Genomic DNA, 23,908 nt, shown 5'->3' on the forward strand with positions numbered 1-23,908 from the left:
TGAATACTCTACTCAACCAAGCCGTTATGGATTATCGTGCCGCTTTTGGCTGTACATCGCCGCGCGGTTTAGTGTCAAAAATCAACGTATTTGGATTCTCCCTTAGCTGACGCAATAAAGGCTGTAACTCGTTCAAAGCACGGCCTAACGACACCATGTTTTCTCTTAATGGCCGACCTATCTGACCATTCGCTTGATACGTCTCCAGAGTTACATTCAACTCATTAATAGTAGCGATTAGCTCTGTAGGGATCTGCTGAGTGTCTGCATTATTCAACAACTGCGCCACACTTTTACTGACGGCTTGGAGTTGATGTAATGTTTCGTTGGCCTCATTCATGGTCCTATTAAGCTGTTCAAACGTACTGTTCAACGGTAGCTGAGACAAATTATCAAGAATGCCGCCCACTTTGCTTTCAATATTCGCGAACGCATCGGGCGCAGTTGGAAACACTTTATAGCCCGAAAACTCCTTCCACCTTACTGGCGGCGGATTGTTCACAAAGTCGATATTAATGACCTTGGCGGCATTAAGGTAATTGCCAATTTTTAGTGTCGCGCGCACACCGTTATTAATACGATCGTCAATAAACGCATTCCACTTTGATAACGACATCGCACCAGAGGTATTCAAAGAGTTTAAACGCTGAGGTTCAATGCGAGCGCGAACTGGAATCAAAGGCGTGTCTAATGAGGTTAATGAATCCATAGGAATGCCACTAAAAGGCACGTCTAACACCGTTCCTATTCGCACACCACGAAATTCAACCGCAGCACCAGGGGTCAATCCACTTACATTGCTGTCAAAGAGAAACACATAGTTGATAAATTCATTATACATGTTGTTCGTGGCGCTCTCTTTGGAAGAGTACAAACGAAATGACGTCATATCCTCCACAGGTTTACCCGCTGTTCGTCCTTGCGGCAAACCAAAAGAAATACCACCAGAAATCAAGGTTTCTAATGAGTCTAAACGTACCTCAAAGCCACTGGCGGAACTCTTAAACGACAACCCTGGCGTCATCCAAAACTGCACATCGCTGTTCACCAAGGCATCATAAGGAGAACGAATAACCACACGATAGGTAATCGTGCCTCTGTCCGTGTCAAATCCTACTTTCTCGACATACCCCACTTCATAGCCACGGAAATGCACAAGCGCCCCAACGTCCAATTTTGAGCCTTCTGTACTCGATAAAACCAACCGAACGCCTTCATTCTCTGTCGACAATGGCGGTTGGTTTAGCAACGTGAAATCGGTCTGTAAACGCCCTTTAACGCCCGGCGTCATATCAATATAAGCACCCGACAACAAAGTCCCAAGGCCACTCACACCCTCTTTCCCTACTCTTGGTTTCACCACCCAAAATTTGGCATCACTGCGCAACATTTGTTGCGTGCCTTGGTTCATTCGGATTTTTATAATGGCGTTTTCATAGTCATCGCTCAAACGAATATCGATCACTCGTCCAACATCAACATTTCGGGATTTCAGTTTCGTTTTTCCCATTTCTAGACCGTCAGCGTTGGCCGCCACCAAAGTAATAATTGGGCCTTGGCTTGACCAATTCTGGTACAGCATCCAACCGGCCACCATCAGTGCGATTAAAGGCACCAGCCAAATAGAGTTAAACCGAACCTTGCGTAAATTTTCGACCTGTGTATTTTGTTCGCTCACTCTTCTCCCCCTTCTAAAGACGCCCCAGTTACATCGTCTTTGTCCCATAACAATCTGGGGTCAAACGCCATAGCGGCTAACATAGTCAGCACAATAACCGCCGTAAATGACAACACAGCGGGGCCGGGTAAAATCGACATAAAATTGCCCATTTGCACTAAGCTGGTCAAAATCGCCACCACAAAAACATCGATCATTGACCAACGCCCCACCAATTCAGTCAAGCGATACAAGGTGATTTTTTGCTTGGTAAGACGGCGGCTAGGGTAACGGCTCTGCCAACACAACCAGCCTAATGACAATACTTTCGCGATAGGGATAACCACACTGGCGAACAAGATAATCAAAGCCACAGGGTAGGACCCTAACGACCACAGCAATAAAACGCCTCCCATAATAGTGGACGGCTCAGTACTGCCTAAAAACGTAGTTTGCATAATGGGGAAAACATTGGCAGGAATGTACATCACCAAAGAAGCGACCAACAAGGCAACCGTCGTATTGATACTTCGAGGTCGACGACTGTAAACCGAATGCCCACACCGATTGCAATGGGTCGCATGGCCCGATAAAGTCGCGCCGCAAAAATGACAACCAATCAACCCTTGCTTCTTCGCCGTCATCGCCAACGCAGAATGCTCAGCAGAACGCCCCGCGACTTTATTCCAAAGCCAACGTTTATCGACCAAAACCATGGTTTTTAATAACAAAATAACGTAGCCGCAAAACGCCCAAAAAGACAGTTCCAAAGAAATGTCTGCCAAGCTACTCATTTTCACCAGAGCGACCAAAATGCCCACCAGAAAGACATCAACCATCAACCAAGGCTCAATCACCAACAGCCAACGCACGCAGTAACGCTGCACAAACTTTAAAACGTATTGATGTTGAAATGACCAGACGAGAAATAAGATAGCCAACAAATACACGACCGGAAAAACAAACAACGCCAAACTGAGCAGAATACTCAGCACAAGGTAGCCTTGGCTTAGTAACACACTCAAGGTATCAAACAAACTAACCGTTCGTTCAATGCCGTTACTCGAAAATCCCAAAAAGGGAAAACTCAGCGACATCGCCAGCATCAACAACGCCGACAAACCTGACCCCATAATCCTAACGGAAACATGTTTATGAACATTAACCAAGACGTGAGCACAGCGCTGACAACGAAAACGTTCTCCACGACGCAGTGGTGGAATGCTATTGACAAAATCGCACTCTTCACAAGTCGTTATATTTTCATAAAACACAGGAAGACTCATATTCAGGCCAACTACCACCACAGATAAAAATCACGCTTAATCAGGGAAAAAAACCGCCGGTTATTAATAGGTTGTTCATCCACTTCCCTTTTCCTAATAATAGGCCATCCGACACAAAACACGCAGCGTTAACCTAGATTAGCCGCGGGTAAATACCCTCGTATACGCGCTGGCAATCGTGCTAAAAACATTCTGCGCACGGCTTGCCAATAGATAGACAGCATCAACAAAGACACCCCCATAACCACACCCGTCACCGCCAAACTGTACCCCACACCGCCGTAATTCTCGATCAGGCTAGACAAGGCATACATAACGTACATCAGCGAAGACACCATGAAAGCACGACGATCAATAGAAATCGACAACACCGTCATGAAAACGTACAACACCACAATCAACACCATAATGTTCAGACTGTCGTTTCCATCCAACACACCCAGACTGGAAAAAACCGGATGAATCATCAAAGGCGCGGCCAATAAATGCAACCAAAACGCCACATCCGATTTACGTGTCACACGACGCGTATCTGCAGCATCCCAATACATAGCAAATAAAAAAGCTAAGCAACCGCACACAAACAAGGATGAAAGCAACACGGTAGGACTCTGCGGAAACACACTAATAGCAATCGACGCCAATAACGCCAACGCCGCACCCGTGCCGACAGCAACCGTGATAGGCACCTGAAAGCGACGCCAATGAAGATAAGCGGCTAAGGTTGAAAGTGACGTTGAAATAATCGCAGAGGAAGGCATATCGCCACCCAATAACGACTCAGAAAACGCAAACACACCACCCACAAATCCAAGCAATAACACAATCGCAGGCAGCGCCATTTTTCGCTTCAACACGAACACATCCGACAACCCCCAAGACAAGGCAGCGAACACAAGATACCCCAAACTGTCGTTAAACGCTTGAACCACCCACAACGAAGAAAACAGCAACAGCCCGCACGCAATCACAATAAAAATATCATTAAAGCCACCGACCAATCGGAAGTTTTCTTCATCGACCAAGGGCGCCCCCTTCGTCGACGACATAAGACGGCGAAACTCGTCAACCGACGAATCGCTAAAAACGCCCTGCTTAACGGCCAAATTCAAATCTTCATCGGTATACATATTCATCCTTACAATAAAACGGGAGACTCAAACATTGAACTTACTGCGAAACGCAAAATACACAGCGCCCACTAGACACAAGCCAGCCCAAAGGTAATCCAACTTAAGTGGCTCCTTTAAGTAATACACAGAAAACGGCACAAAAATCATCAACGTAATGACCTCTTGCATGATCTTTAACTGTCCCACATTTAACGCCGTATAACCAATGCGATTGGCAGGCACTTGCAACAAATATTCAAATAACGCGATGCCCCAACTGACCAAAGCCGCAATGATCCATGGCTTGTTATTAAGCTCTTTTAAATGAGCGTACCAAGCGAATGTCATAAAAATGTTACTGCAAATCAATAAAGACACACTCAACGCGATTGGGTTCATACACACTCTCAAAATGATGAATAACGAAAGCGAAATTTAACACCATACGCAAGCATTACAGAATAGCATTCGACCCAAGGGTTCGGTTATTTTTGCCGTCTTAGGAACAAAATTTGTCATTTTTAAAAACAAAAAAAGAGGAACGTTTTCACGTTCCTCTTGCTGGAAAGCCTTTGGGCCTAAGGATACATCATTGGGCCACCGGGCATCGTGTATTTATGTAGATTTCTAACCATAGCGACACCCTCTTTTACCCTAAAACCATCTTAAAAATTTATTGCCTAAAACAAACCACCTGAGGTAATTACCAGCAAAGATTCACAGTCTGACGGAAAAACAATCACAATACTGACACAAGCAAAATACCAGATAATCCAGCGTGAAATGTGAACACGGCGCTCTCAGCTATGGCCGATTTGAGCGTTGCGGTGCTTTACCTCTTGCTGGACGCTTGCCATTCTTCGCCGGCTTTCCATGACCTTTTGGCGCGCCGCTTGGTTTACCGGATGGCTTCTTACCATCACCAAAAGGGCGTCTGTCTTTCGTCCGAGAAGTGGGTGGCTTCCGCCCTTCTTCTTTAGGAAACTTAGTATTGCCTTTTGAGGGCGTGGATTTTTTGGGCGTTGCTGTGGCACGTGTGTTTTTGCGCGGCGCATTACGTGACTTTTTCGCTGGTGCACTGGCTTCCGAGGAAGAATCTTCAATCGATTTAAGCAATACCGACAGCTCTTTTTGCGTCAAATCTCGCCATTCACCAACAGGAATGCCTTTTAGACTCACATTCATAATACGAGTACGTTCAAGCTTCATGACTTCATAGCCAAAATGCTCGCACATACGACGAATCTGACGATTCAAACCTTGCACTAACGTGATGTTAAACACATTCGCCGTGACTTTTTTAACCGGACACTTCTTCGTCATTGTCCCCAGAATCGGCACACCGCCCGCCAAACCAGCAATAAAGTCATCCGTGATCGGTTTATTCACGGTCACTAAATATTCTTTTTCGTGATTATTGCCCGCTCGCAGCACCTTGTTAACCAGATCCCCGTTATTGGTCAGAAAGATAAGGCCTTGAGAGTCTTTATCCAAACGGCCAATAGGAAAAATCCGCACACCATGGCTAACAAAATCGACAATATTGTTTCTTTCAGAACTTTCAGTGGTACTCACAATGCCGACAGGCTTATTCAGCACAATAAAAACAAAATCATCCGCGTCTTGCGGCTCGATGATTTGCCCATTCACTCGCACCGTATCACCGGCAACCACCTGATCACCCACAGAAGCGCGCTTGCCATTGATGAACACATTACCTTGCTCAATAAAGCGGTCAGCGTCCCTTCGTGAGCAGATACCACTTTCGCTGATGTATTTATTTAAACGAGTAGAAGAAGCATTAAACATAAAGTGCTGTTTTACCTAATAGAAAGCCTTTCAAACCAAGAAAGTACCAAAACTGAATGAATCGTCAACAACGAGATGGCGCACATTATATAGGAAACGCCATGAGCATTTTAGGGAGATAGGCAGAAATCTAAAAAATATACTCAATGCATTCGTCGTTAAGAAAACCTTAATCTTGCCTCGCTAAAGTTCACTGGTAAAAGCGCAGCCACTGCATCAACAGCTTAAAAATGGAGATTTAAAATGCAAAACCAAGAAAGAACCTACAACACAGCACAAATACTACTGCACTGGGCCATTGCAGCCTTAATTATTTTCAACTACTTCGTTAGCGAAGGAATGGGACGCGCTTTTCGTCAACATCTAGACGACAGCACAGCAGGCTATAATTTGGTTGCTTCTCTGCATGTCTACGTTGGCTTAGCCATTATTGCTCTGGTTCTACTCCGAATTATCGTTCGCTTCGCGTCTAAAAAAACCAAAACAGCCGCAACGAACTTACTCGACCGAGCGTCTCGTATTGTCCATGAAATCTTATATTCACTGATGTTTTTAGTGCCTGTATTTGGCGCAACTGCTTGGTACTTAGGCATTCACATCATGGGCGATGTCCACGAAATCGCCATGAACATCATGATGACATTAGTCTTGCTACACGCCGCGGCGGCACTGTTTCATCAATATGTATTAAAAGACGGGACATTATTGAAAATGCTAGGGCAAAAATAACCGCTAAAGAGGATCATTGATGCGTCTCTAGATAGTATCTCTCCTGTTCAAGAATACGATCCGTATTAAGAGACGCGATACTCACTTCATGGGAATGAGGCAACATACCAATGGTTTGCAAATGCAAATAGCGCATCGCACACACTCGCAGAAAAGACGTGAAATTATCCAAATTATGACCCGCATCCAAGGCTTCATGATTGAGCTTGGCAATCATCTGCGACAAGGACAACTTATCGCGCTGAGCTATCTCTTCCAGCGTAAACCAAAAGAAACTTTCCAAACGAATACTGGTGACCATGCCATCAATACGCAAAGAACGAGTGACATTTTCCCACAGACTAGGATCTGAATTCACAAAGAGCTTACACATTGTATTTTCCCTATCGAATGACGTTTTTTATTATTGGAATGAAATGACTCAATGCAAACAGTCTAGTCGAAGGTGCGAAAAAAGAGTCGGACGAATTTAACGTTTACTGTCTGATGACAAAATCAAATCCGCCCTAATAGACTCACCAAGTCTCAGCGTTTTACTTGTCTAGCAAAACATAAAACTGGGCAAGCCATGCTGGATGCGCAGGCCACGCTGGCGCCGTTACCAAGTTACCGTCCGTAACCGCCTGATCAACGGGAATCTCCATAAACTCCCCTTTCGCAAGCTCCACCTCTGGCTGACAAGCAGGATACGCAGAACACTTCCTGCCCTCCAAAACACCTGCAGCCGCCAACAACTGCGCACCATGACACACCGCCGCCACAGGCTTGTTGGCATCAAAGAAATGCTTAACCATAGCAACGACAGCTTTATTCAAACGAAGATACTCAGGCGCTCGCCCACCGGGAATCACCAAAGCATCGTAATCTTCCGCCTTGATATCCGCAAAAGTCGCATTCAACGCAAAACGATGCCCCGGCTTCTCCGTATAAGTTTGATCGCCTTCAAAATCATGAATCGCCGTCGCCACCGTATCGCCAGACTTCTTATCTGGACACACCGCATGCACCGTATGACCCACACTCATCAACGCCTGAAACGGCACCATAGTTTCGTAATCTTCCGTGAAATCACCCGTGATCATTAAGATTTTTTTATTAGACATGACACCTTCTCCTGTTTTGATTAAAACGTCCTATGTTGTAACAGCTAGAGAAAGCAAAAAGGTATTAATGGGTTATTACATTGAACCCTTCCCCTTTTCGAAACCAAAAACCGTAGGTCTGATGAGACGAGGAACGAGGCGTGATCTGACGCTGAAAGCGAAGCTTTCATCTTGTAAATCGTGCTTTGATTCCGCTCGATGGAACAGAGCTAAGTCCCTTCCCCTTTTGTCTTCCAAGGGGAAGGCGGAGGATGGGGTTGTTATTTGGCACCACTCAAACGCTTTGTATTCCCAGTCATTCCCGCGAAGGCGGGAACCTATTTCCTCTTTGGCACCACTCAAACGCTTTGTATTACCAACCTTTATTCCGCTCTGCTGAGCGGGTAACTTCGTCGCGTCTAACTGACTTCATAATGGAACCAAAGACCGTAGGTCTGATGAGACGAGGAACGAGGCGTGATCTGACGCTGAAAGCGAAGCTTTCATCTTGTAGATAGAGCCTTTAAGTCGACACGGAATGAAGCCAACCGCTGCTTTTTACAGGGACAAGGCTGGATAATACTCTTACGCTGAACCATAGCTTGCTGCCAGAGCATGTATTGAAGTAAACGATAAATACATAACTGCATGGGTGATCACTAGACATTCAGCCCAAACTTTGGATTGCGATGCACCACGAATAAATAACACCAAAGAAACAATCATCGAAACGAGTGACAATAGAATAAACACAGCGCCAAGCAAAAGCTCAATGATGTCTGATATCCCATAAGGTTCGTCTGGAGCGATATACATGTCTGCGTATATAAAAGCACGAAAATAAAGCACGTATAAAAACAACGCTATTGAAAGCACGTCTAATACAAGGACAACTTTACTTCCTTTAGTAAGATTCATAATTACAGTGCCTAACTTGTCCATAACTCTATCAGGACGATCCGATAGATATTCATTTCCGTGAGCAGCTAACGATAATAATTGAACTATTGTTCTTAACATCAGCACTCAATGAGAGGGTCAACGCCAAGCTCACCGGCACATACTGCGGAGAGCGGTTTTGTATAAAATGGAGCTAAGCGCGACATACACAAAAACGAGCATAGCAGTATGTGTCAGCGTGCAGGAGACTGTAACTAATTTTGTGTAACTACCTATCACAACATATTCTATAGAGAATTAAGGATAGGTAGATGCAAATGAACCAAAAAGAACTGGAAGCCTTCGCAAAAGAAGCCGCCAAAGGCATTAAAACGCCTGAGGATCTTAACGAATTTAGCCAAATGCTGAAGAAGATTACCGTTGAGGCGGCCTTGAATGCAGAGATGGATGAGCATCTGGGTTACGAGAGACATCAAAAATCCTCGTCAACCAACAGTCGTAATGGTAAGAACAGTAAGCGTATTAAGACGGAAGATGGTGAGTTTGAACTGGATACGCCTCGTGACCGCGAAGGTTCTTTTGAACCAAAGCTGGTCAAAAAGCACCAATCCCGCTTTACTTCCATGGACGATAAAATCCTATGGCTCTACGCGCAAGGTATGAGTACCCGAGACATCGTCAATGCCTTCGATGAATGGTACGGTGCTGAGATATCTCCGACACTGGTATCACGTGTTACCAACGCGGTGATCGAGCAAGTAACTGAATGGCAAGCACGCCCCTTGGATGCCATCTATCCCATTGTGTATCTTGATTGTATTGTGTTGAAAATCCGCCAAGATAAGCGTGTTATCAATAAATCGATTTTCTTGGCACTCGGTATCAACACCGACGGTCATAAAGAACTCATGGGCATGTGGATTGCTGAAAACGAAGGGGCTAAGTTCTGGCTAAACGTCCTCACTGAGCTTCAGCAGCGTGGTGTAGAAGATATTCTCATCGCTTGTGTTGATGGTCTAAAAGGCTTCCCAGAAGCCATCAATGCCGTTTTCCCACAAACCAGCATTCAACTGTGTATCGTGCATATGGTACGCAACTCATTGAAGTATGTATCATGGAAAGACTACAAAGCGGTGACGGCGGACTTAAAGCAAGTTTACCGCTCTGCAACGGAAGAAGAAGCCTTGTTGGAGTTAGATCGTTTCGCAGGCGTCTGGGACGATCAATACCCGCAAATCACCAAATCGTGGCGCAATCACTGGCATAATCTTAATACACTGTTTAGTTACCCTGACGATATCCGCAAAGCGATCTACACAACGAACGCTATTGAATCACTGAACAGTGTCATCCGTAGAGCCATTAAAAAACGTAAAGTCTTCCCAAGCGACGATTCTGCGAGGAAAATGGTTTATCTTGCCATTAGAGAGGCCAGTAAAAAATGGACAATGCCCATTCAAAACTGGCGCCAAGCGATGAGTCGATTTATTATTGAGTTCGAGGAGCGACTCGAAAAGCACCTTAACTAAATGGTAGTTACACAGAATCTGTTACAGGGTCGCGTGCAGCTTTTTGTTATATTTATTCAATCAAACCCTGTTTTCGCAGTTGTTCGTCAGTAACCCCAAAAACAGAAAATGGATTTATACCTTCTGAGAACTCAATTCCATAAAATGGATTAAATGGATACTCCCGATATGATGGGTAATCTACTTTATCCGCCGCTGACATGATTTTTGTTATCGACTCAATTTCCAGAGCCCCCGAATAATAGTTATTTGCAGAAGACAACATAAATGGTATTTGAGGAAACACACCGAGAGTCTGGAGTGTCATATGGCTAACTGCAGGGCTATTATCCTTCTTAGCAACAATTATTGATGAGCTCGTAGACTTTAAGAGCTCAAAATTAATGCTCCATGCATCCCCCTTTTCCAGCTGCAGGAAGACTTGCTTTGGAAACGGTAACTCCATACCTTTGGGAAGTAAAATTGTTTCAACTGCTGAACAAGCAACGAAGCATAGCTCAGGAGTCAAAGGATAAAATATAGTGGTTGTAGGGTTATTAAGAAAGCCCGTCATGTACACAGGATTATCTGTACGGATAAATAAGTCGTCTTCGTGAGCTTTGAGTATTACCCAGTTTCTTGCTGCAATATATTTGTTCTCTTCGCACCCGGCACAACCTAAAATTGTGTCTTTATAGGAATAATCCTCGCCATTTAAATTTTCCACATAATCTCGGTATTTTAAAAAGCTGGGCGTCCGAATTGCTTGCGTGACAATAAATTGGCCCCATTTCATTCGTTCATCAGCAGTTAAGGCTACACCTTTAATTATTTTCTCATAAAGTATTGAACTTTCGTTTTCTAACTCACGGTCAAGACGATCTTCCAGCTCTTGCGAGTACAGGTTTAACTCATACCCCCATGCTGTTTTTCCCTTATCTTTATTCGAATCAATAACACACTGTCTATGCTCACAGAAGTAATAATACTTGTATTTCCATCCGGCTTCTTCATTAGTCCAATACTTGTTCGCAAATACCGGACTGAAGTGATTTTTTTGTGTATTTTTCGACATAAATTAAATTTAGCACCTAGCTCGCTGAGAAATATAACGTCCGCATTTGCGGCTGATTTGAAGCGCAGTGGAAAAGCAGTCCGACAACATGCGTTTGTTAAGCATCGGTGGCATCAGCGGGCTCGGGCTCTTCCGGTAATAAGTCATTACTGTCAGTAACAAGACCTATGAGAAACCGTACAGGCTTTGTCAGTGCTTTATGAACTTTTAGCGCTTTAGCTGTGAATGAATCAACCTTATCAATTAGCTTTCCCAATCTCTCAATAACATCTGGATTCGAATTAGCCACGTTTGATAATTCTGTTTGGTTTGCTACTACCATGCCTATGGTTGATTGAAGAGATTGCTTAAGACCCTTAGCACCTTTAATTTTGTACATAGAAAGGGCTGTTCGTAAGCGCTCGATCTCTTCTAAGAGGGTAATTCTAATGCCGCCTTCCAACGAGCTTTCTAGCACCGTGCTAAATAGTTCGTCAATCAGATTAGTAACTTGCGCTAGATCATCATCTTGCAACTGCTCTTCAGTATAGATAGATGATAATAGTTCTGAGCAAAACTGCAGCCTTGTCATGACGCCATCATTTAGCTGTTGCTTTTGTCCTTTCCATGTTGTGTTAAGATTTAGAGGAAATATTGCTCTCTCAATTTGGGGAAATGAGGAAAGATACAGTTCTTTATTGACACCTTCACTCATACCAATAAGGCCTTTAACCTCTTCTCCAAGTTGGTATACCTCGATTATCTTTTTGGTAATTGAAGAATCGTCACCTTCCTCTTCATCTAGAACCTGAGCCCACACTTGGCGAACTTTAAGGTCATCTCCTTTGCCCTTCGCTTTACGCAATATTTCGTAATAGCGACCGGCTGGGTTATTGATATCTATCACTTTATCTCCTTCGTGATTCTAGATGCTTAACGCTTAAATCAGCCGACGCTTTAGCGGTCGGCTGCATTTACTTGTTATATCCAGTTATTTCCGGACTCTACAGACACTAAATTCATATGGTAGAACTTCCTTAAAAGTTGGAATCGTTAGCAACTGGCTTTTATGCAACTTATCTGTCGTTTTTACTTCGATGAATCTGACTTCGCTACCTTTTACTATTATCAAATCAGGCCAACCACTTCTATATGAGTATGGATCTTCAGAAAACTTCTTCGCTACTGCTATGAAAGTTTCTATTTCTATGGCATCAAATAAAGCTTCGCAGCATTCAAAGGAAAGACTTGGATATTCTCTTTGTATAAATGACTGATCAAATATTTCTCTTAAGTTACTCAGATATTTTTTCCTAGATGTACTGCGAATTGAATTAATAATTTCACTCAATTTATTTTGATGAATGGTAAGCTGCGCTTCGAGATATCTTGTACAAGCATCATTTCTATCATTAAAAGTATTTAGCTCGGCCAGCTTATCAAGCATCAATGCTTTTAAAATTGTAAGAAAAGTATAGCCTTCAATAAATGAGCCAACGTAACCTAGATTCTCGAAATGCTCGAGTAATGCAGGCTCTGGTTTTCCTTCATAGTCTAACTGAATTTCTTCCAGCGGCAGGGACAGTTCTTCACATTGCTTCTCTAAAGACATTGGTTTCACTGAGCCCACCTCTCCCTACTTGGCATATAACGCCCGGCACACACGCCGGTTTGGAGCCGCGAAGCGGCGGAAAAGCGGTCGCTGTGATGCCGCTTGTTATGCGGAATCAATCAACCACCCTGAGTTGAATTTCCGCCCCATCAGGAAGGTCTTTAATCTGTTTTGCGAGATCACCTGAGAAACGAACTAGATCGACAAGGGGCGCGGTTTTGATGTTCGAGATTCCGTATTCCCCTCCTAGCGCACCAGGAATGACGAGACAGTATTTTCGGCCCTCCGGAAGTTCACAGAAGCTTTCTTTTGCTTGCTCAACCAACGTCTGCATATACCAATCTTCTAAAAAATCTTGGTCTTGAGACAGTCGATCTAAATCACTTCGGTCGTTGGCCACCACCTCGCAATAGACATCCTCAGGACTAAGGCGCCAATACTTACCGTCCACGTCTTCAATCATAAGATTGCCAAAATCGTTTTCGCCTACAATTGTGAGCGGTTCGATTCCGATCCAACCCCATGAATCTTTCACTTCCTGAATGATGCTCGTGACTGCCTTACCGCATAACATCTTAATAGTCCGCATGCATGTTTAAACATATTTAAAACCTTCTTAATATCCTTGTAAGCCTTTGACTTTAAAGCCATTAATAGAGATGCTAGCAAAAATCAAAACCGGAAAAACGAGCATGCGTGTTTTTTCATTTATCCACTGCGCGTTATTTCCTAAAAAAGAGCACACGGTAGATCCTTATTCATTGATATTAGGAAACTTTTTTACTTTCTACCAGTACAAAACGCGCACAACGGTTTTATTTGAAATGGCTAAACGCGCAAAAGTGCGTTTATTTCAAAAATAGACTGTATATACCGTCATAATCAGCTGATTGTCGGCCTAAAGGCGCGACCTACATGTGAAAGCTTCGCTTTCAACGGCGGATCACGGTATCGGGTATAAATGTGCAGACGATTAGCTACGATGAAGTCAGTTCGACGCGACGAAGTTGCGCGACTTTATGGCGTTTAAGCAACGGAAAAAAGTTACCCATTCAGCTTTTTGCTGAACGAAAGAGCTTAGTCTTTCTTAAGATACCGGCCTCGCGGCTCGTCGCTTTCATGCAATACCATTTCTGAATGCAAAAATTCAGCGGCAGCGGCGGAGTCCTTTACCTTGACCGCACTGCGTTCCAGCATATCCGTTTCATAGGCGGCTAATACACTGTGACGAATGCCCTTTTCACGCCAACCGGACGAAGACCAGCAACCTTTAGTGATCTCTCTGGCCAAGGCTAATGCGTCTAATATTGCCTGATTCGCGCCCTGCCCCTTGAATGGGCTCATTGGGTGGGCGGCATCGCCAATCAAGGTGGCTTTGCCAGCCAGGTTAAAATCCGCCGGTGTTAGCAATGCTCTATCGTACACAGGATAACCTGACACCATGGATGCATGAGTCGCGGTCATTATTTGAGGAATGGGATCATGCCATTGAGTTCTGCGACACGCTTCTTCTTTTAATGCTTGAGCACCTTGGCTACTCAAGGCCTTCGCCTCGTCCTCTGACATGGGAAAGCTCAACTGCCACATCACAGAATCTGCGGCATAGGGCATAATGTAGATTCGTTCATTACCGTTGGCGGTTTGAAAAACGGTCGCGGAATCCAATAAGTCGCTTTTAACGCCATCAAGATCGCTTAATGAACAAATGCCTAGAATCACGATACAGCCAAGATAACGCAGTGGGCTGGCTTCATCGCCGATCAATTGCTTGCGTACAGCACTTCGAATGCCATCAGCGCCTACAACAAGGTCTGCTGTGCTGCGTTTAATTTCATTACCTACTTTAAAGGTTAGCTCAACCGCGCCATCGGATTCTGTAAATTCAACGAGCTGATGATTCCACTGCACTGCACTAGTTTCACCGAGTTGATCGAGTAGCGCTAAACGCAGTGATTGGCGAGCGATATGGACATTGGTGCGCTTTACCGAACTTGGCTGTTCAGCCGATGCCATCCATTTTCTCATTCCCCATTCAGCAACCACTTTACCTTGTGTGGTGTGAACAAGATGTCGAGTGGAAATAACACCTTCTTTTAAGGCAAAAATTCCCAAGCCTTCTATTGCCTTGCTCGCCTGTTGCAGGGTTAGACCATAGCCTTGGGAGCGCTCATTAAAGCTGCTGTCACGTTCGTATAACGTGAAAGGAATGCCTCTATGCAAGCACGCCACCGCCAAGGCAACGCCACCTATACCGCCACCAATAATCGCGACATGAGGGTAATTGTCTGTGTTAGCAACAGGAAATGAAGCGCTGGAAACCAACCCAGACCCAGCACAATGCGAACACGACTCAAGATGCCCTTTGGGGCGGTCAGGAGCCTCACCATCGCCGTTTGATTGTTCAAATGCGTCCAACGCTTTTTGATAATTCAATCGCACTTTTTTGCGCAGTCGGCGGCTTTTTTTACCCCGCCCTTGGCAATCGGGGCACGCTGCCCAGTACGAATTACTCACCAATGTGCCAACCATTGGTAATCGGGTAACGACGATCTCGTCCAAAACCACGAGCGGTAATACGAACACCGGTTGGGGCTTGGCGACGTTTGTATTCGTTGACGTCAACAAGACGAAGTACGCGATATACGGTTTCTCGGTCGAATTTCTTGGTCGCAAGAATAGCGTCTGCACTTTGATCTTCTTCGATGTACATGCGTAAAATTTCATCGAGGATGTCGTAGCTCGGTAAAGAGTCTTCGTCTTTTTGATCTGGCGCCAATTCAGCAGAAGGCGGTCGTGTGATGACGCGTTCAGGAATAACGTAGCCCAAAGTATTGCGGTAGCGGCAAAGTTTGAATACCAAGGTTTTGAAGACATCTTTTAGTACGGAATAACCACCGACCATGTCGCCATAAAGAGTGGCATAGCCTACCGCCATTTCACTTTTGTTGCCTGTGGTGAGTACCATGTAGCCTTTCTTGTTAGAAATCGCCATTAGGGTCACGCCACGAGTACGCGCTTGTAGGTTTTCTTCTGTGGTGTCTTTGCCGTAGCCTTCGAATTCTGGGGCTAACACGTCGGTAAAAGCAGACACCATGGATTCAATGGGTAAAACGCTGTATTTCACACCCAGCAGAGTGGCTTCTTCTTCCGCATCGTGCAAGCTAATGGAAGACGTATAAGTGTAAGGCATCATCACCGCTTGAACTCGGTCGGCACCGATGGCATCGACGGCCACCGCCAAAGACAAAGCAGAATCAATACCACCGCTCAAACCCAGCACAATCCCTTTAAATCGGTTCTTAGTAATGTAGTCACGCAAGCCAAGCACCATAGCTTGGTACACGCTGGCTTCCACACCCAAGGCAGGAGCAATCGCGCCAGCGACAGGCTCGACCTTGTTAGGCTGGCTGTCATCAACGATCATATCAATGCAATACAAACCCGCTTCAAACCAAGGCGCTTGCATGATTTTCTCGCCTTTGGCGTTCACCACAAAAGAGCCACCTTCGTACACCAATTCGTCCTGCGCGCCCATGTAGTTCACATAGACAATTGGTAAAGTAACTTCGGTCGCACGCTGGTGAAGCAGTTCTTCACGCTCGCCCATTTTTTCAATGTGATAAGGCGAAGCGTTCAAGTTAAGAATCAGTTCAGCGCCCGCCGCTTTGGCTTGGGCAATCGGCTCTGGATGCCAAATGTCTTCGCAGATACTGAGGCCGACTTTGACCCCTTTAATGTCGACAAGTCCCGCTTCACGGCCTTCGCTAAAGTAACGTTTATCATCAAATACAAGGAAATTCGGCAGCTTTTGCTTAGCGTATTCCACCAGCAATTGACCTTGATAAATCACACCCGCGCAGTTAAATAATTCGCCATCAATGCGTCGTGGGTATCCCACCACAACATAAATGTCACGAACTTCGGCTAATATCTTCGCCAATGCAGATTCAATACGTGGGTCTAAACTGGCGCGCAACAATAAGTCTTCTGGTGGGTAGCCCGTTAAGGTTAACTCAGGAAAAACCACCACATCGGCACGTTCGTGATCGCGGGCTTGATTCGCCGCATCTATAACGGATTGGGTGTTTTTAGTGATGTCACCGACCAGCATATCCAGCTGTGCCATTGCAATTCGTAATGTCATACAGTTGCTATCTCATGAACTCTGTTAGAATATGCCCGTTATTGTCTGGAATAACCCAAGCTAGGTAAAGTGTATGATCGTACGTTTGATCGTTTTTGTTGCTATTTTCTTTATTGGATGGTGGTTATACCGCCAATTTATCGCGTTTAAACGCAGTCAGTCGCCAGCGGAAGCCAAAAAACAGGATTCGACTAAGCAACATGAGAATCAGGAAAATATGGTTCGCTGTGAAGAATGCAAAACTTTCACGCCACGTTCTCATGCGATTCATGACCAAGAAGCGCGTCCATTTTGCAGTGCTGAACATTTGAAAGCCTTTAATCAGAAGCACTGACCCAGCCGTTCGAAAGCAAACGATTTTCTTGCCACCACCAGCAGCGATACTGTTGCTGGTTTTGTGTGGCGCAGAGTCGATAAAAAGTGGCTGAATTCTCATCTTCATCTGGCAACGACTCATAACGTTCCCAACGATAACGCAGAGATGCGTCACCACTTTGCCAAGTCTGCTCTGAGACGATGACTTGCAAATCGCAAAATCCTATACATTCGCTAAGCACGGATAATGCAAAACTCGGAGACAAAACCAAGGCTTTTTGAAAATCCGCCCATAGGCTTTGCTCCTCGGTTACCTCCGCTACGTGCCCCTGCCACAGATAAGACGCCAATTGCTTTTCTTGAAACTGCATAGACAAGCTCGACAGCGCAATAAGCAATGCAATAATAGGCAATGAAATCCAACCCTGCTGTTGCCTTCTTCGCCGCACTCTACCTTGATTCCTCACAGACAATGCCATTCTGCATCGACCTCCCTTTCAAAACCGCTACTGACTTTACAACACAACAATATGATTACCGACGCCCTGACAAGGCGAGGAATAGCGCCATATATCCCCTCTCATGGAACGATACTCTTGTTCAATCAACGTACTCGTTTCGAGCTTGCAATCGTCCATTCGATACAAGTACTCGACCCACAAGCCTCGTAATTGCGTCACTGGAAACGCGCCATATTGAGTGTCCAGCGTATCAACCATGCCATTACCACTGTTGTCCAATAGCGGGAAAAACGATAAACGCTCAATACCATTCCACAACTCCAATGACGTACCGCTCACGTCAGGGGTCCGCCAAAGTGCTTTCCTACCTTGCATTCCTTCTGACAAGTACCAGTAAAAGCCGTCTTCGCTTTCAATAATGCCAGACTGACCAATGACCAGATCGTTTTCCAGTTTGATCACACTTTTTCTGGCGGACGTACTAAATACTTGCCCCTTTACATTCGATTCGCATGACGCAAAGCTAACGTTATCACCCGCGTTCCAATGGCAATCCAGAGTGACATCAAGAGGGTTTTCTCGAACGGTTGTCGTTCCTCTACACAAGCCATAATCCACTCCCATTAACCAGTCTGATGTTTCATCGACATCGCGAGCCGCCAAGCGTGATGGTGCGGACGTCCCTGAACCAATCATCACTAATAGCGTTGCATCAATACGACAACTCGCCGGTCTCAAACGCGCCCACTGCGCCTGAAAATGCGCATCAATTGCCGCCTTAATGGCGCGTTGATCTTGATGTGTTTGCGCTAAAAGGTGTCGCTCTTGCATCTGGGCAAATGCCGTTACCAACAAAGGAAGAAACAGAGCAATTAAAGCACACACCACCAGCAACTCGATCAGCAAACTGCCCTGTAATTCACGAATCCGTTTCATTGGGCATCCTCTTCTGCAAGCGCTAAAACCGTCGACTCAGGAAAAAAATATTGGGTCGCATAAAACCAGTTTTGCAATTGGCTCCCCGTGCACTGCAGGCAATCTGGGTACTCAATTTTAACCACCTCTGGAGAACCTTCTAGCCAAGATACCGAACCGACCAATTGCGCCATTGCGGCTTGCTTTAATGTGTTGTCATAACTCTTGCGCCGTTCTTCTGCCCGTTGAACAGACTGCCATTGTCCTTGGGTTTGTTGCTGTGACACCCGCAACACCACGGCAAACAATACCAAACACAACATCACTTCCAGCAGAATCCACCCGCTTTGTCGGGATTTAGAATGAATAGACAATCTATGCAAGAACGTCATTCGCACGCTCCTTCATCTATGGCTTTGGGGTCAGTCAGATAAAAACGGCCGCTTTGATTCAAAATTAAATCCGCCTGCCAGTCACCCAGACAAAGCTCAAAGGTGCCATTTTGATAACTGGATAAGCCGTTAGAGTGAAATTCTATTTGCTGTTTTTTCGCAGGAAAGCCACGCCATGAAACCCTTAATGCTTTATCAAAAGCCATCTGGCGAAACCACTTTTTTACCCTGTCGTCTTCTAGCAAATTCGGGGTAACAGGCTCCGTTTGATAAAGTGAAAACCCTGAAGACCAAACGCCATCACACGTCACACCACCGCACAAAAAACTGGCCTGGCCGCTGATCACCGCCAGCTGTCGCGCTTGAGTTAACGCCTCACCCAAGCGCTTCATCTCGTTTTTGAGCGTTTGCTTGTCTTGACCGGATTGACTCACACTAAGAAACTGCATCGAACCGACGTGCGCTAAGATGCTCAAAATGGCGAGCACGCACATCAATTCCAGTAGTGAAAAACCGTGCAGACGGTTCATTGACAACCTCCTTGTTGCTTTGTTGAAAATGGGCATCCTTGCCCATTAGTTATTTTTTACAGTATGACTTAATTCGAACGCACGACATAATTCAAACAGGCTACTTAACTGGAACCCTCTATAAACCACTGGTTTATATGATTGGCAATTTGTCTGGGCTTTTGAAACGGCAGCGAATGGTCGCAGGCGCTCATGGTTTTATGCTGCCAAGTCGGGTTCTGAACACTCAACAAGTCATAATGCTGCTTTAGAGCATCATGACTTAATTCTCCCGAAAACAAAAACACCTGTTCGGACGCATCAATCATAGCCTGACGACGATGTGGTTCGTTCGCCATCAGAGCAACATGATCCGTCACCGCATCCAACGCATAAGCAAACCCAAACGGTCGATGAGCAAGACGAGACTGCGTAGTGGCTTCTGCCACAGGGTGTTTGCGACGGTTTGGCGACACACCGTCCATAAAACACGCCACACCCAGTTCCACATCTCCCGTGTCACGGATCAATTTAGACGCATTACGATACTTTTGGCGAACATCCATCAAGGTGGACAAGTCTTCACGATCTAACGATGCGGGCTCTAACAACGCCATTTTCACTGACTTTTTGCCTTTCAGGCTACGCTGATGATTCAAATTCAACGCAACTAGCCCACCAAGCGAATAGGCGACCAAGTCAAAATCGTCCCATTTGACATGAGCCAGCAATGCTTCCACTTCGCTGGTCAATTCGTCAATCGATACGGCGCCTTCTTCCCCATGATGATGAAACGAGTCCCCCATGCCTTTTAAATCTGGCACAAGCATCCAACGCCATTGCGTAAAATACGGCATCATAGGAGCAAAAGTGATCTCCCCTGCCACCCCCGCACCGTGCAACAAAATACAAACACGATCGGTTTGTGCGTTGGGATTTTCATACAAACGATAGGCAACACGCGCATTGGGCAAAGAAAGAAAAAAAACGTCAGACACTTGTAATTAACCTGTGAGGACCCTTATTAAAAGAATACAATGCTTGCTCTTCGCAAGAATGCATATTTACACCTTTTCACGATGGCGCCAAAAGCACCGCCGAGGAAAGCGATCATATTACTAGGTATTGGAATAAATGTCAGAAATCAAACAGGTTAATCTCCCTTATCAGACATCATTACTGTCCTTCTTTTCTGCGGTACGCGACTTACCTTATCCCGCTTTACTCGACAGCAATCATGAGCATTTCCCTGATACCAACTTCGACATTTTAGTCGCCAACCCACTGGCTCGTATTCATCCTAAACACAGCGGCCAGCCCATAACCTGGTACAGCAAACCACGTTATGAATTGAGCGACACACACAATCCAATGACCTTGCTAAACGAACTCATGAGCCTAATTTGCCAAGAACCTTGGGCGCAATCTGCCCCAAAAGACTTGCCATTTATCGGCGGATTATTGGGGTATTACGGGTACGAAAGTGGTCATTTTGTCGAACAACTTCCTGACACCGTCAACCACGACATTGACTTAGAAACGCTCAATCTTGGCTTGTACTCATGGGCGGTGGTCACAGCCCATCAAACCAAAACCACTCAGCTAATTATTTCCCCTTGGTGCGACCAAACAGAGACGGCCGACTTAATCAACCGCTTCACCAGCGCGTGTGATGATGTATTGGTAAAACACGAACTCCACCATGCTCATAGCTTCGCATTAAACACGCCCTTTACATCAAATATGACAGAAGCCGACTACGCGCAAAAATTTGCCTCTGTGCAAGCTTACATTCAAGCGGGTGATTGTTATCAAGTGAATTTAGCGCAGCGTTTCTCTAGCACATACCAAGGCGACACCTTCACCGCGTACCTCGCTTTAAGAAACGTCTGCCCAACGCCGTTTTCGGCGTACCTGCAACTGTCGCCAGAGCAAAGCTTGCTGAGCCATTCTCCAGAACGTTTTTTGCTGTGCGATCAAGGCCGAGTGGAATCCAAACCGATCAAAGGCACGGTAGCGCGCGGCCGCACACAGGAAGAAGACAAAGCCAATGCTGATTGGCTATTGGCCTCGGAAAAAGACCGAGCAGAAAATCTCATGATCGTCGACTTACTGCGCAATGATTTGGGTCGTACTTGTTTAACGGGCAGTATCAAGGTGCCTAAAATTTTCGCCTTAGAAAGCTACGCCAACGTGCATCATCTGGTTTCCACAGTTGAGGGGCGCATTGATCGAGCCGATCAAGCCATTCGCGTTTTTCATCAAAGCTTTCCCGGTGGCTCCATTACAGGCGCCCCGAAAATTCGCTCAATGGAAATCATCGATGAGCTAGAGCCACACGAACGCTCAGCGTATTGCGGCTCCATTGCCTACTTCAGCGCCAATGGCCAAATGGACTCCAGCATCACCATTCGCACCTTAGTAGCGGACCATGGCAAGCTGCATTGTTGGGCTGGAGGCGGCTTAGTCGCCGACTCGAAATGCCAAGAAGAATATCAAGAAACCTTTACCAAAGTGGGCAAATTAACCCATACTCTAGAACAAGACTTTTTGAAATAGGCCGTATCATGTCTGACATAGAGCAGTTTTTAAATGCTCCCCCCATTGATTTAAGTTTGGATGACATTCGTGCAGCATTAGACAAAGAACCGTATGCCCAACAAATTCATAACCCCGACGAGGAAATGTTCCCCAGCGGTTATGACTTGCATTATCGGTCGGCAGCGGTACTTATACCGATTTGGCGCGAACCTGAAAACGGAGAACTGTATGTGCTTCTCACGCAGCGCGCGTTGCACATGCGTAATCACCCAGGGCAAATCGCCTTTCCTGGTGGCAAACACGACCCAGACGATGCCAGCATCCAATACACCGCTTTACGCGAAACCTTAGAAGAAGTTGGATTATCGCCTGACTGTTTTGACCTACTGGGAGAACTCGGTGAGTATTGCACTGTCTCTGGCTACTGCATTAAACCCATCGTTGCCGAAATGACACGCCGGAGCGAACTTAGCCTGTGCGAAGACGAAGTAAAATCCGTACATTGGGTACCATTACGTCACCTACTGACGCCGCAAAACTACCGATTTAGAAAAAAGAAACTCGACACCATTTCACGTGGCTACTTCGAAATAGACTACGAAGAAATCCGCATTTGGGGGGTGACCGCGGGCATTTTATATGGCCTTTACCAAACGCTCGCCAAACACATTCGTTAGGCACGTTTTCAAGCATTATAAGGTTAGTGTTCTTTCGTCTTTTCTTTCAGCGCTGCAAATTGTTATGGTACAGCTAACGTAACTTAGAACAGGGTAAATTATCCTATGTCAGCATTTGATTTAGCGTCTTTTATTGCCAACAACAAAGAAGACGAAGCGCAAAAGATCATCCATAACGCGATGAAAGAATTCGACAACATCGCCATATCCTTTAGTGGCGCAGAAGATGTTGTCCTGATTGACATGGCTGTCAAAGCCAAAAAAGACATTCACGTGTTTTCATTGGATACTGGCCGCCTTCATGCGGAAACGTATCGCTTTATCGAACAAGTTCGCAAACACTACAAAATCAACATCGACATCCTTTCTCCAGACCGTGAAGCTCTAGAAAACTTCACTCGCGAAAAAGGCTTGTTTAGCTTTTTCGAAGACGGTCACAAAGAATGCTGTGGAATTCGTAAAGTGCAGCCGCTCAAGCGCAAATTAGGCACGCTTGATGCGTGGATCACCGGACAACGCAAAGACCAAAGTCCTGGCACACGCAACGTGTTGGCTTTTGCCGAAAAAGACAGCGCGTTTAGCACCGACGAAAAAGACCTATTTAAGTTTAACCCTCTAGCAAACTGGTCTTCAGAAGACGTGTGGAACTACATCAAAATGTTTGACGTTCCTTACAATGAATTGCATCTGAAAGGTTTTACCAGCATCGGCTGCGAGCCTTGTACTCGCCCTATCTTACCGAATCAACACGAACGAGAAGGTCGCTGGTGGTGGGAAGAATCTGAACACAAAGAATGTGGCTTACACATTGGAAATCTCATCCCAACAGCGCAGCAATAATTCAATATCCACAAAAAGCGCCTAACGACATGATTTAGGCGCTTTTTGTTAGGCACTTTTTGTTATTAAAATGTCATCCTCTGTTTTACTGTCTAAATGGTTTTGCCACGATGCCATAAAACCGTCATAACAGGCCTCCAACTCCTTAATGTGTTGTAGCAAGACTTCTCCCGCTGGCGTCATATCTGTTGAACGACCATGCCGAATCAATAGCGGTTCACCCAACCCACGCTCTAACTTTTGAATGTGTTGACTCACCGCCGGCTGCGTTAGCCCCAACTGCTTCGCGGTTTTGGTAAAACTGCCCGTTTCAACCAAGGCTTTAAAGGTAATGAGATGTTGTGTGCTAAGCATAAAGATTCCTT

26 protein-coding genes are annotated in these 23,908 nt (G+C 45.4%); 6 read left to right on the forward strand and 20 right to left on the reverse strand.

The annotated features are described in order from the left end of the window. Positions 1-31: 31 nt before the first annotated feature. The 5 genes from pqiB to rluF form a co-directional block, all read right to left on the reverse strand. On the reverse strand, positions 32-1,678 hold the full coding sequence (gene pqiB, locus AABA11_RS10780) for an intermembrane transport protein PqiB (RefSeq protein ID WP_338267782.1): 1,647 nt from the start codon (positions 1,676-1,678) through the stop codon (positions 32-34). Next, a complete protein-coding gene (locus AABA11_RS10785; RefSeq protein WP_338267784.1) occupies positions 1,675-2,943 on the reverse strand; it encodes a PqiA/YebS family transporter subunit in 1,269 nt (422 codons plus the stop codon). Before AABA11_RS10785 ends, pqiB begins: the two co-directional genes overlap by 4 nt. A gap of 128 nt (positions 2,944-3,071) precedes the next feature. Then, positions 3,072-4,073, reverse strand: coding sequence for a hypothetical protein (locus tag AABA11_RS10790; protein ID WP_338267786.1), 1,002 nt, complete (start codon positions 4,071-4,073; stop codon positions 3,072-3,074). A 27-nt stretch (positions 4,074-4,100) separates the two neighbouring features. Continuing rightward, a complete protein-coding gene (locus AABA11_RS10795; RefSeq protein ID WP_265730089.1) occupies positions 4,101-4,454 on the reverse strand; it encodes a DMT family protein in 354 nt (117 codons plus the stop codon). 405 nt (positions 4,455-4,859) lie between these two features. Next, entirely contained in the window at positions 4,860-5,864 is a 1,005-nt protein-coding gene (gene rluF, locus AABA11_RS10800) for a 23S rRNA pseudouridine(2604) synthase RluF (RefSeq protein WP_338267790.1), read from the reverse strand. Positions 5,865-6,107: 243 nt separating this feature from the next. Here rluF and AABA11_RS10805 point away from each other — a divergent pair, with 243 nt between their 5' ends. Beyond that, the gene (locus tag AABA11_RS10805; protein WP_338267792.1) at positions 6,108-6,593 is read left to right on the forward strand and encodes a cytochrome b; all 486 of its coding nucleotides are present in this window, start codon (positions 6,108-6,110) and stop codon (positions 6,591-6,593) included. A 13-nt stretch (positions 6,594-6,606) separates the two neighbouring features. Here AABA11_RS10805 and AABA11_RS10810 read toward each other — a convergent pair whose 3' ends face one another. The 3 genes from AABA11_RS10810 to AABA11_RS10820 all read right to left on the reverse strand — a co-directional run bounded on the left by AABA11_RS10810 (position 6,607) and on the right by AABA11_RS10820 (position 8,695). Continuing rightward, entirely contained in the window at positions 6,607-6,966 is a 360-nt protein-coding gene (locus tag AABA11_RS10810; protein ID WP_338267794.1) for a ribbon-helix-helix domain-containing protein, read from the reverse strand. Positions 6,967-7,126: 160 nt separating this feature from the next. Beyond that, positions 7,127-7,696 (reverse strand): DJ-1/PfpI family protein, encoded by a 570-nt coding sequence (locus AABA11_RS10815; protein ID WP_338267796.1) that lies wholly within the window; start codon positions 7,694-7,696, stop codon positions 7,127-7,129. Positions 7,697-8,260: 564 nt separating this feature from the next. After that, positions 8,261-8,695 carry a hypothetical protein gene (locus AABA11_RS10820; protein WP_338267799.1) on the reverse strand — a complete coding sequence of 145 codons (435 nt, stop codon included), beginning with the start codon at positions 8,693-8,695 and terminating at the stop codon, positions 8,261-8,263. 197 nt (positions 8,696-8,892) lie between these two features. On the opposite strand from AABA11_RS10820, the gene AABA11_RS10825 reads away from it, so the two are divergent. Further along, the gene (locus AABA11_RS10825; protein WP_338269659.1) at positions 8,893-10,104 is read left to right on the forward strand and encodes an IS256 family transposase; all 1,212 of its coding nucleotides are present in this window, start codon (positions 8,893-8,895) and stop codon (positions 10,102-10,104) included. A gap of 52 nt (positions 10,105-10,156) precedes the next feature. Here the strand turns inward: AABA11_RS10825 and AABA11_RS10830 are convergent, their stop codons facing one another. The 6 genes from AABA11_RS10830 to AABA11_RS10855 all read right to left on the reverse strand — a co-directional run bounded on the left by AABA11_RS10830 (position 10,157) and on the right by AABA11_RS10855 (position 16,893). Then, positions 10,157-11,158, reverse strand: a complete 1,002-nt coding sequence (locus AABA11_RS10830; protein WP_338267801.1) for a DUF4238 domain-containing protein — start codon at positions 11,156-11,158, stop codon at positions 10,157-10,159. Between the two features lie 97 nt (positions 11,159-11,255). Beyond that, positions 11,256-12,044, reverse strand: a complete 789-nt coding sequence (locus AABA11_RS10835) for a hypothetical protein (RefSeq protein ID WP_338267803.1) — start codon at positions 12,042-12,044, stop codon at positions 11,256-11,258. A gap of 84 nt (positions 12,045-12,128) precedes the next feature. After that, the gene (locus AABA11_RS10840; RefSeq protein WP_338269666.1) at positions 12,129-12,749 is read right to left on the reverse strand and encodes a VRR-NUC domain-containing protein; all 621 of its coding nucleotides are present in this window, start codon (positions 12,747-12,749) and stop codon (positions 12,129-12,131) included. A 115-nt stretch (positions 12,750-12,864) separates the two neighbouring features. Further along, the gene (locus AABA11_RS10845; protein ID WP_338267806.1) at positions 12,865-13,212 is read right to left on the reverse strand and encodes a T6SS immunity protein Tdi1 domain-containing protein; all 348 of its coding nucleotides are present in this window, start codon (positions 13,210-13,212) and stop codon (positions 12,865-12,867) included. Between the two features lie 614 nt (positions 13,213-13,826). Continuing rightward, the gene (locus AABA11_RS10850; RefSeq protein ID WP_338267809.1) at positions 13,827-15,263 is read right to left on the reverse strand and encodes an FAD-dependent oxidoreductase; all 1,437 of its coding nucleotides are present in this window, start codon (positions 15,261-15,263) and stop codon (positions 13,827-13,829) included. Beyond that, positions 15,256-16,893, reverse strand: a complete 1,638-nt coding sequence (locus AABA11_RS10855; RefSeq protein ID WP_338267811.1) for an NAD+ synthase — start codon at positions 16,891-16,893, stop codon at positions 15,256-15,258. The genes AABA11_RS10850 and AABA11_RS10855 overlap by 8 nt, the downstream gene beginning before the upstream one ends. 73 nt (positions 16,894-16,966) lie before the next feature. Here AABA11_RS10855 and AABA11_RS10860 point away from each other — a divergent pair, with 73 nt between their 5' ends. Continuing rightward, complete coding sequence (locus tag AABA11_RS10860; protein ID WP_338267814.1) at positions 16,967-17,227, forward strand: PP0621 family protein; 261 nt, start codon at positions 16,967-16,969, stop codon at positions 17,225-17,227. On the opposite strand, the gene AABA11_RS10865 is transcribed toward AABA11_RS10860, so the two are convergent. The 5 genes from AABA11_RS10865 to AABA11_RS10885 form a co-directional block, all read right to left on the reverse strand. Beyond that, positions 17,211-17,687 (reverse strand): hypothetical protein, encoded by a 477-nt coding sequence (locus tag AABA11_RS10865; RefSeq protein WP_338267817.1) that lies wholly within the window; start codon positions 17,685-17,687, stop codon positions 17,211-17,213. The genes AABA11_RS10860 and AABA11_RS10865 overlap by 17 nt on opposite strands. A gap of 36 nt (positions 17,688-17,723) precedes the next feature. Further along, positions 17,724-18,605 (reverse strand): type II secretion system protein, encoded by an 882-nt coding sequence (locus AABA11_RS10870; RefSeq protein ID WP_338267819.1) that lies wholly within the window; start codon positions 18,603-18,605, stop codon positions 17,724-17,726. Then, positions 18,602-18,976 carry a hypothetical protein gene (locus AABA11_RS10875; RefSeq protein ID WP_338267820.1) on the reverse strand — a complete coding sequence of 125 codons (375 nt, stop codon included), beginning with the start codon at positions 18,974-18,976 and terminating at the stop codon, positions 18,602-18,604. The genes AABA11_RS10870 and AABA11_RS10875 overlap by 4 nt, the downstream gene beginning before the upstream one ends. Beyond that, a complete protein-coding gene (locus tag AABA11_RS10880; RefSeq protein WP_338267823.1) occupies positions 18,973-19,506 on the reverse strand; it encodes a GspH/FimT family pseudopilin in 534 nt (177 codons plus the stop codon). Before AABA11_RS10880 ends, AABA11_RS10875 begins: the two co-directional genes overlap by 4 nt. 104 nt (positions 19,507-19,610) lie before the next feature. Next, positions 19,611-20,483: an alpha/beta hydrolase gene (locus AABA11_RS10885; protein WP_338267825.1), complete on the reverse strand. Its 873-nt coding sequence runs from the start codon at positions 20,481-20,483 to the stop codon at positions 19,611-19,613. Between the two features lie 136 nt (positions 20,484-20,619). Here AABA11_RS10885 and pabB point away from each other — a divergent pair, with 136 nt between their 5' ends. From pabB to AABA11_RS10900, 3 genes are all read left to right on the forward strand, one after another. Beyond that, positions 20,620-22,044, forward strand: a complete 1,425-nt coding sequence (gene pabB / locus AABA11_RS10890) for an aminodeoxychorismate synthase component I (protein ID WP_338267827.1) — start codon at positions 20,620-20,622, stop codon at positions 22,042-22,044. An 8-nt stretch (positions 22,045-22,052) separates the two neighbouring features. Further along, a complete protein-coding gene (locus AABA11_RS10895) occupies positions 22,053-22,703 on the forward strand; it encodes a CoA pyrophosphatase (protein WP_338267829.1) in 651 nt (216 codons plus the stop codon). A gap of 105 nt (positions 22,704-22,808) precedes the next feature. After that, positions 22,809-23,543 (forward strand): phosphoadenylyl-sulfate reductase, encoded by a 735-nt coding sequence (locus tag AABA11_RS10900; RefSeq protein ID WP_338267831.1) that lies wholly within the window; start codon positions 22,809-22,811, stop codon positions 23,541-23,543. A gap of 48 nt (positions 23,544-23,591) precedes the next feature. Here AABA11_RS10900 and AABA11_RS10905 read toward each other — a convergent pair whose 3' ends face one another. After that, positions 23,592-23,897, reverse strand: a complete 306-nt coding sequence (locus tag AABA11_RS10905) for a LysR family transcriptional regulator (protein ID WP_338267833.1) — start codon at positions 23,895-23,897, stop codon at positions 23,592-23,594. Between the last annotated feature and the right edge of the window lie 11 nt (positions 23,898-23,908).

This window comes from Marinomonas pontica (assembly GCF_036322735.1).
Classification (GTDB): Bacteria; Pseudomonadota; Gammaproteobacteria; order Pseudomonadales; family Marinomonadaceae; genus Marinomonas; species Marinomonas pontica.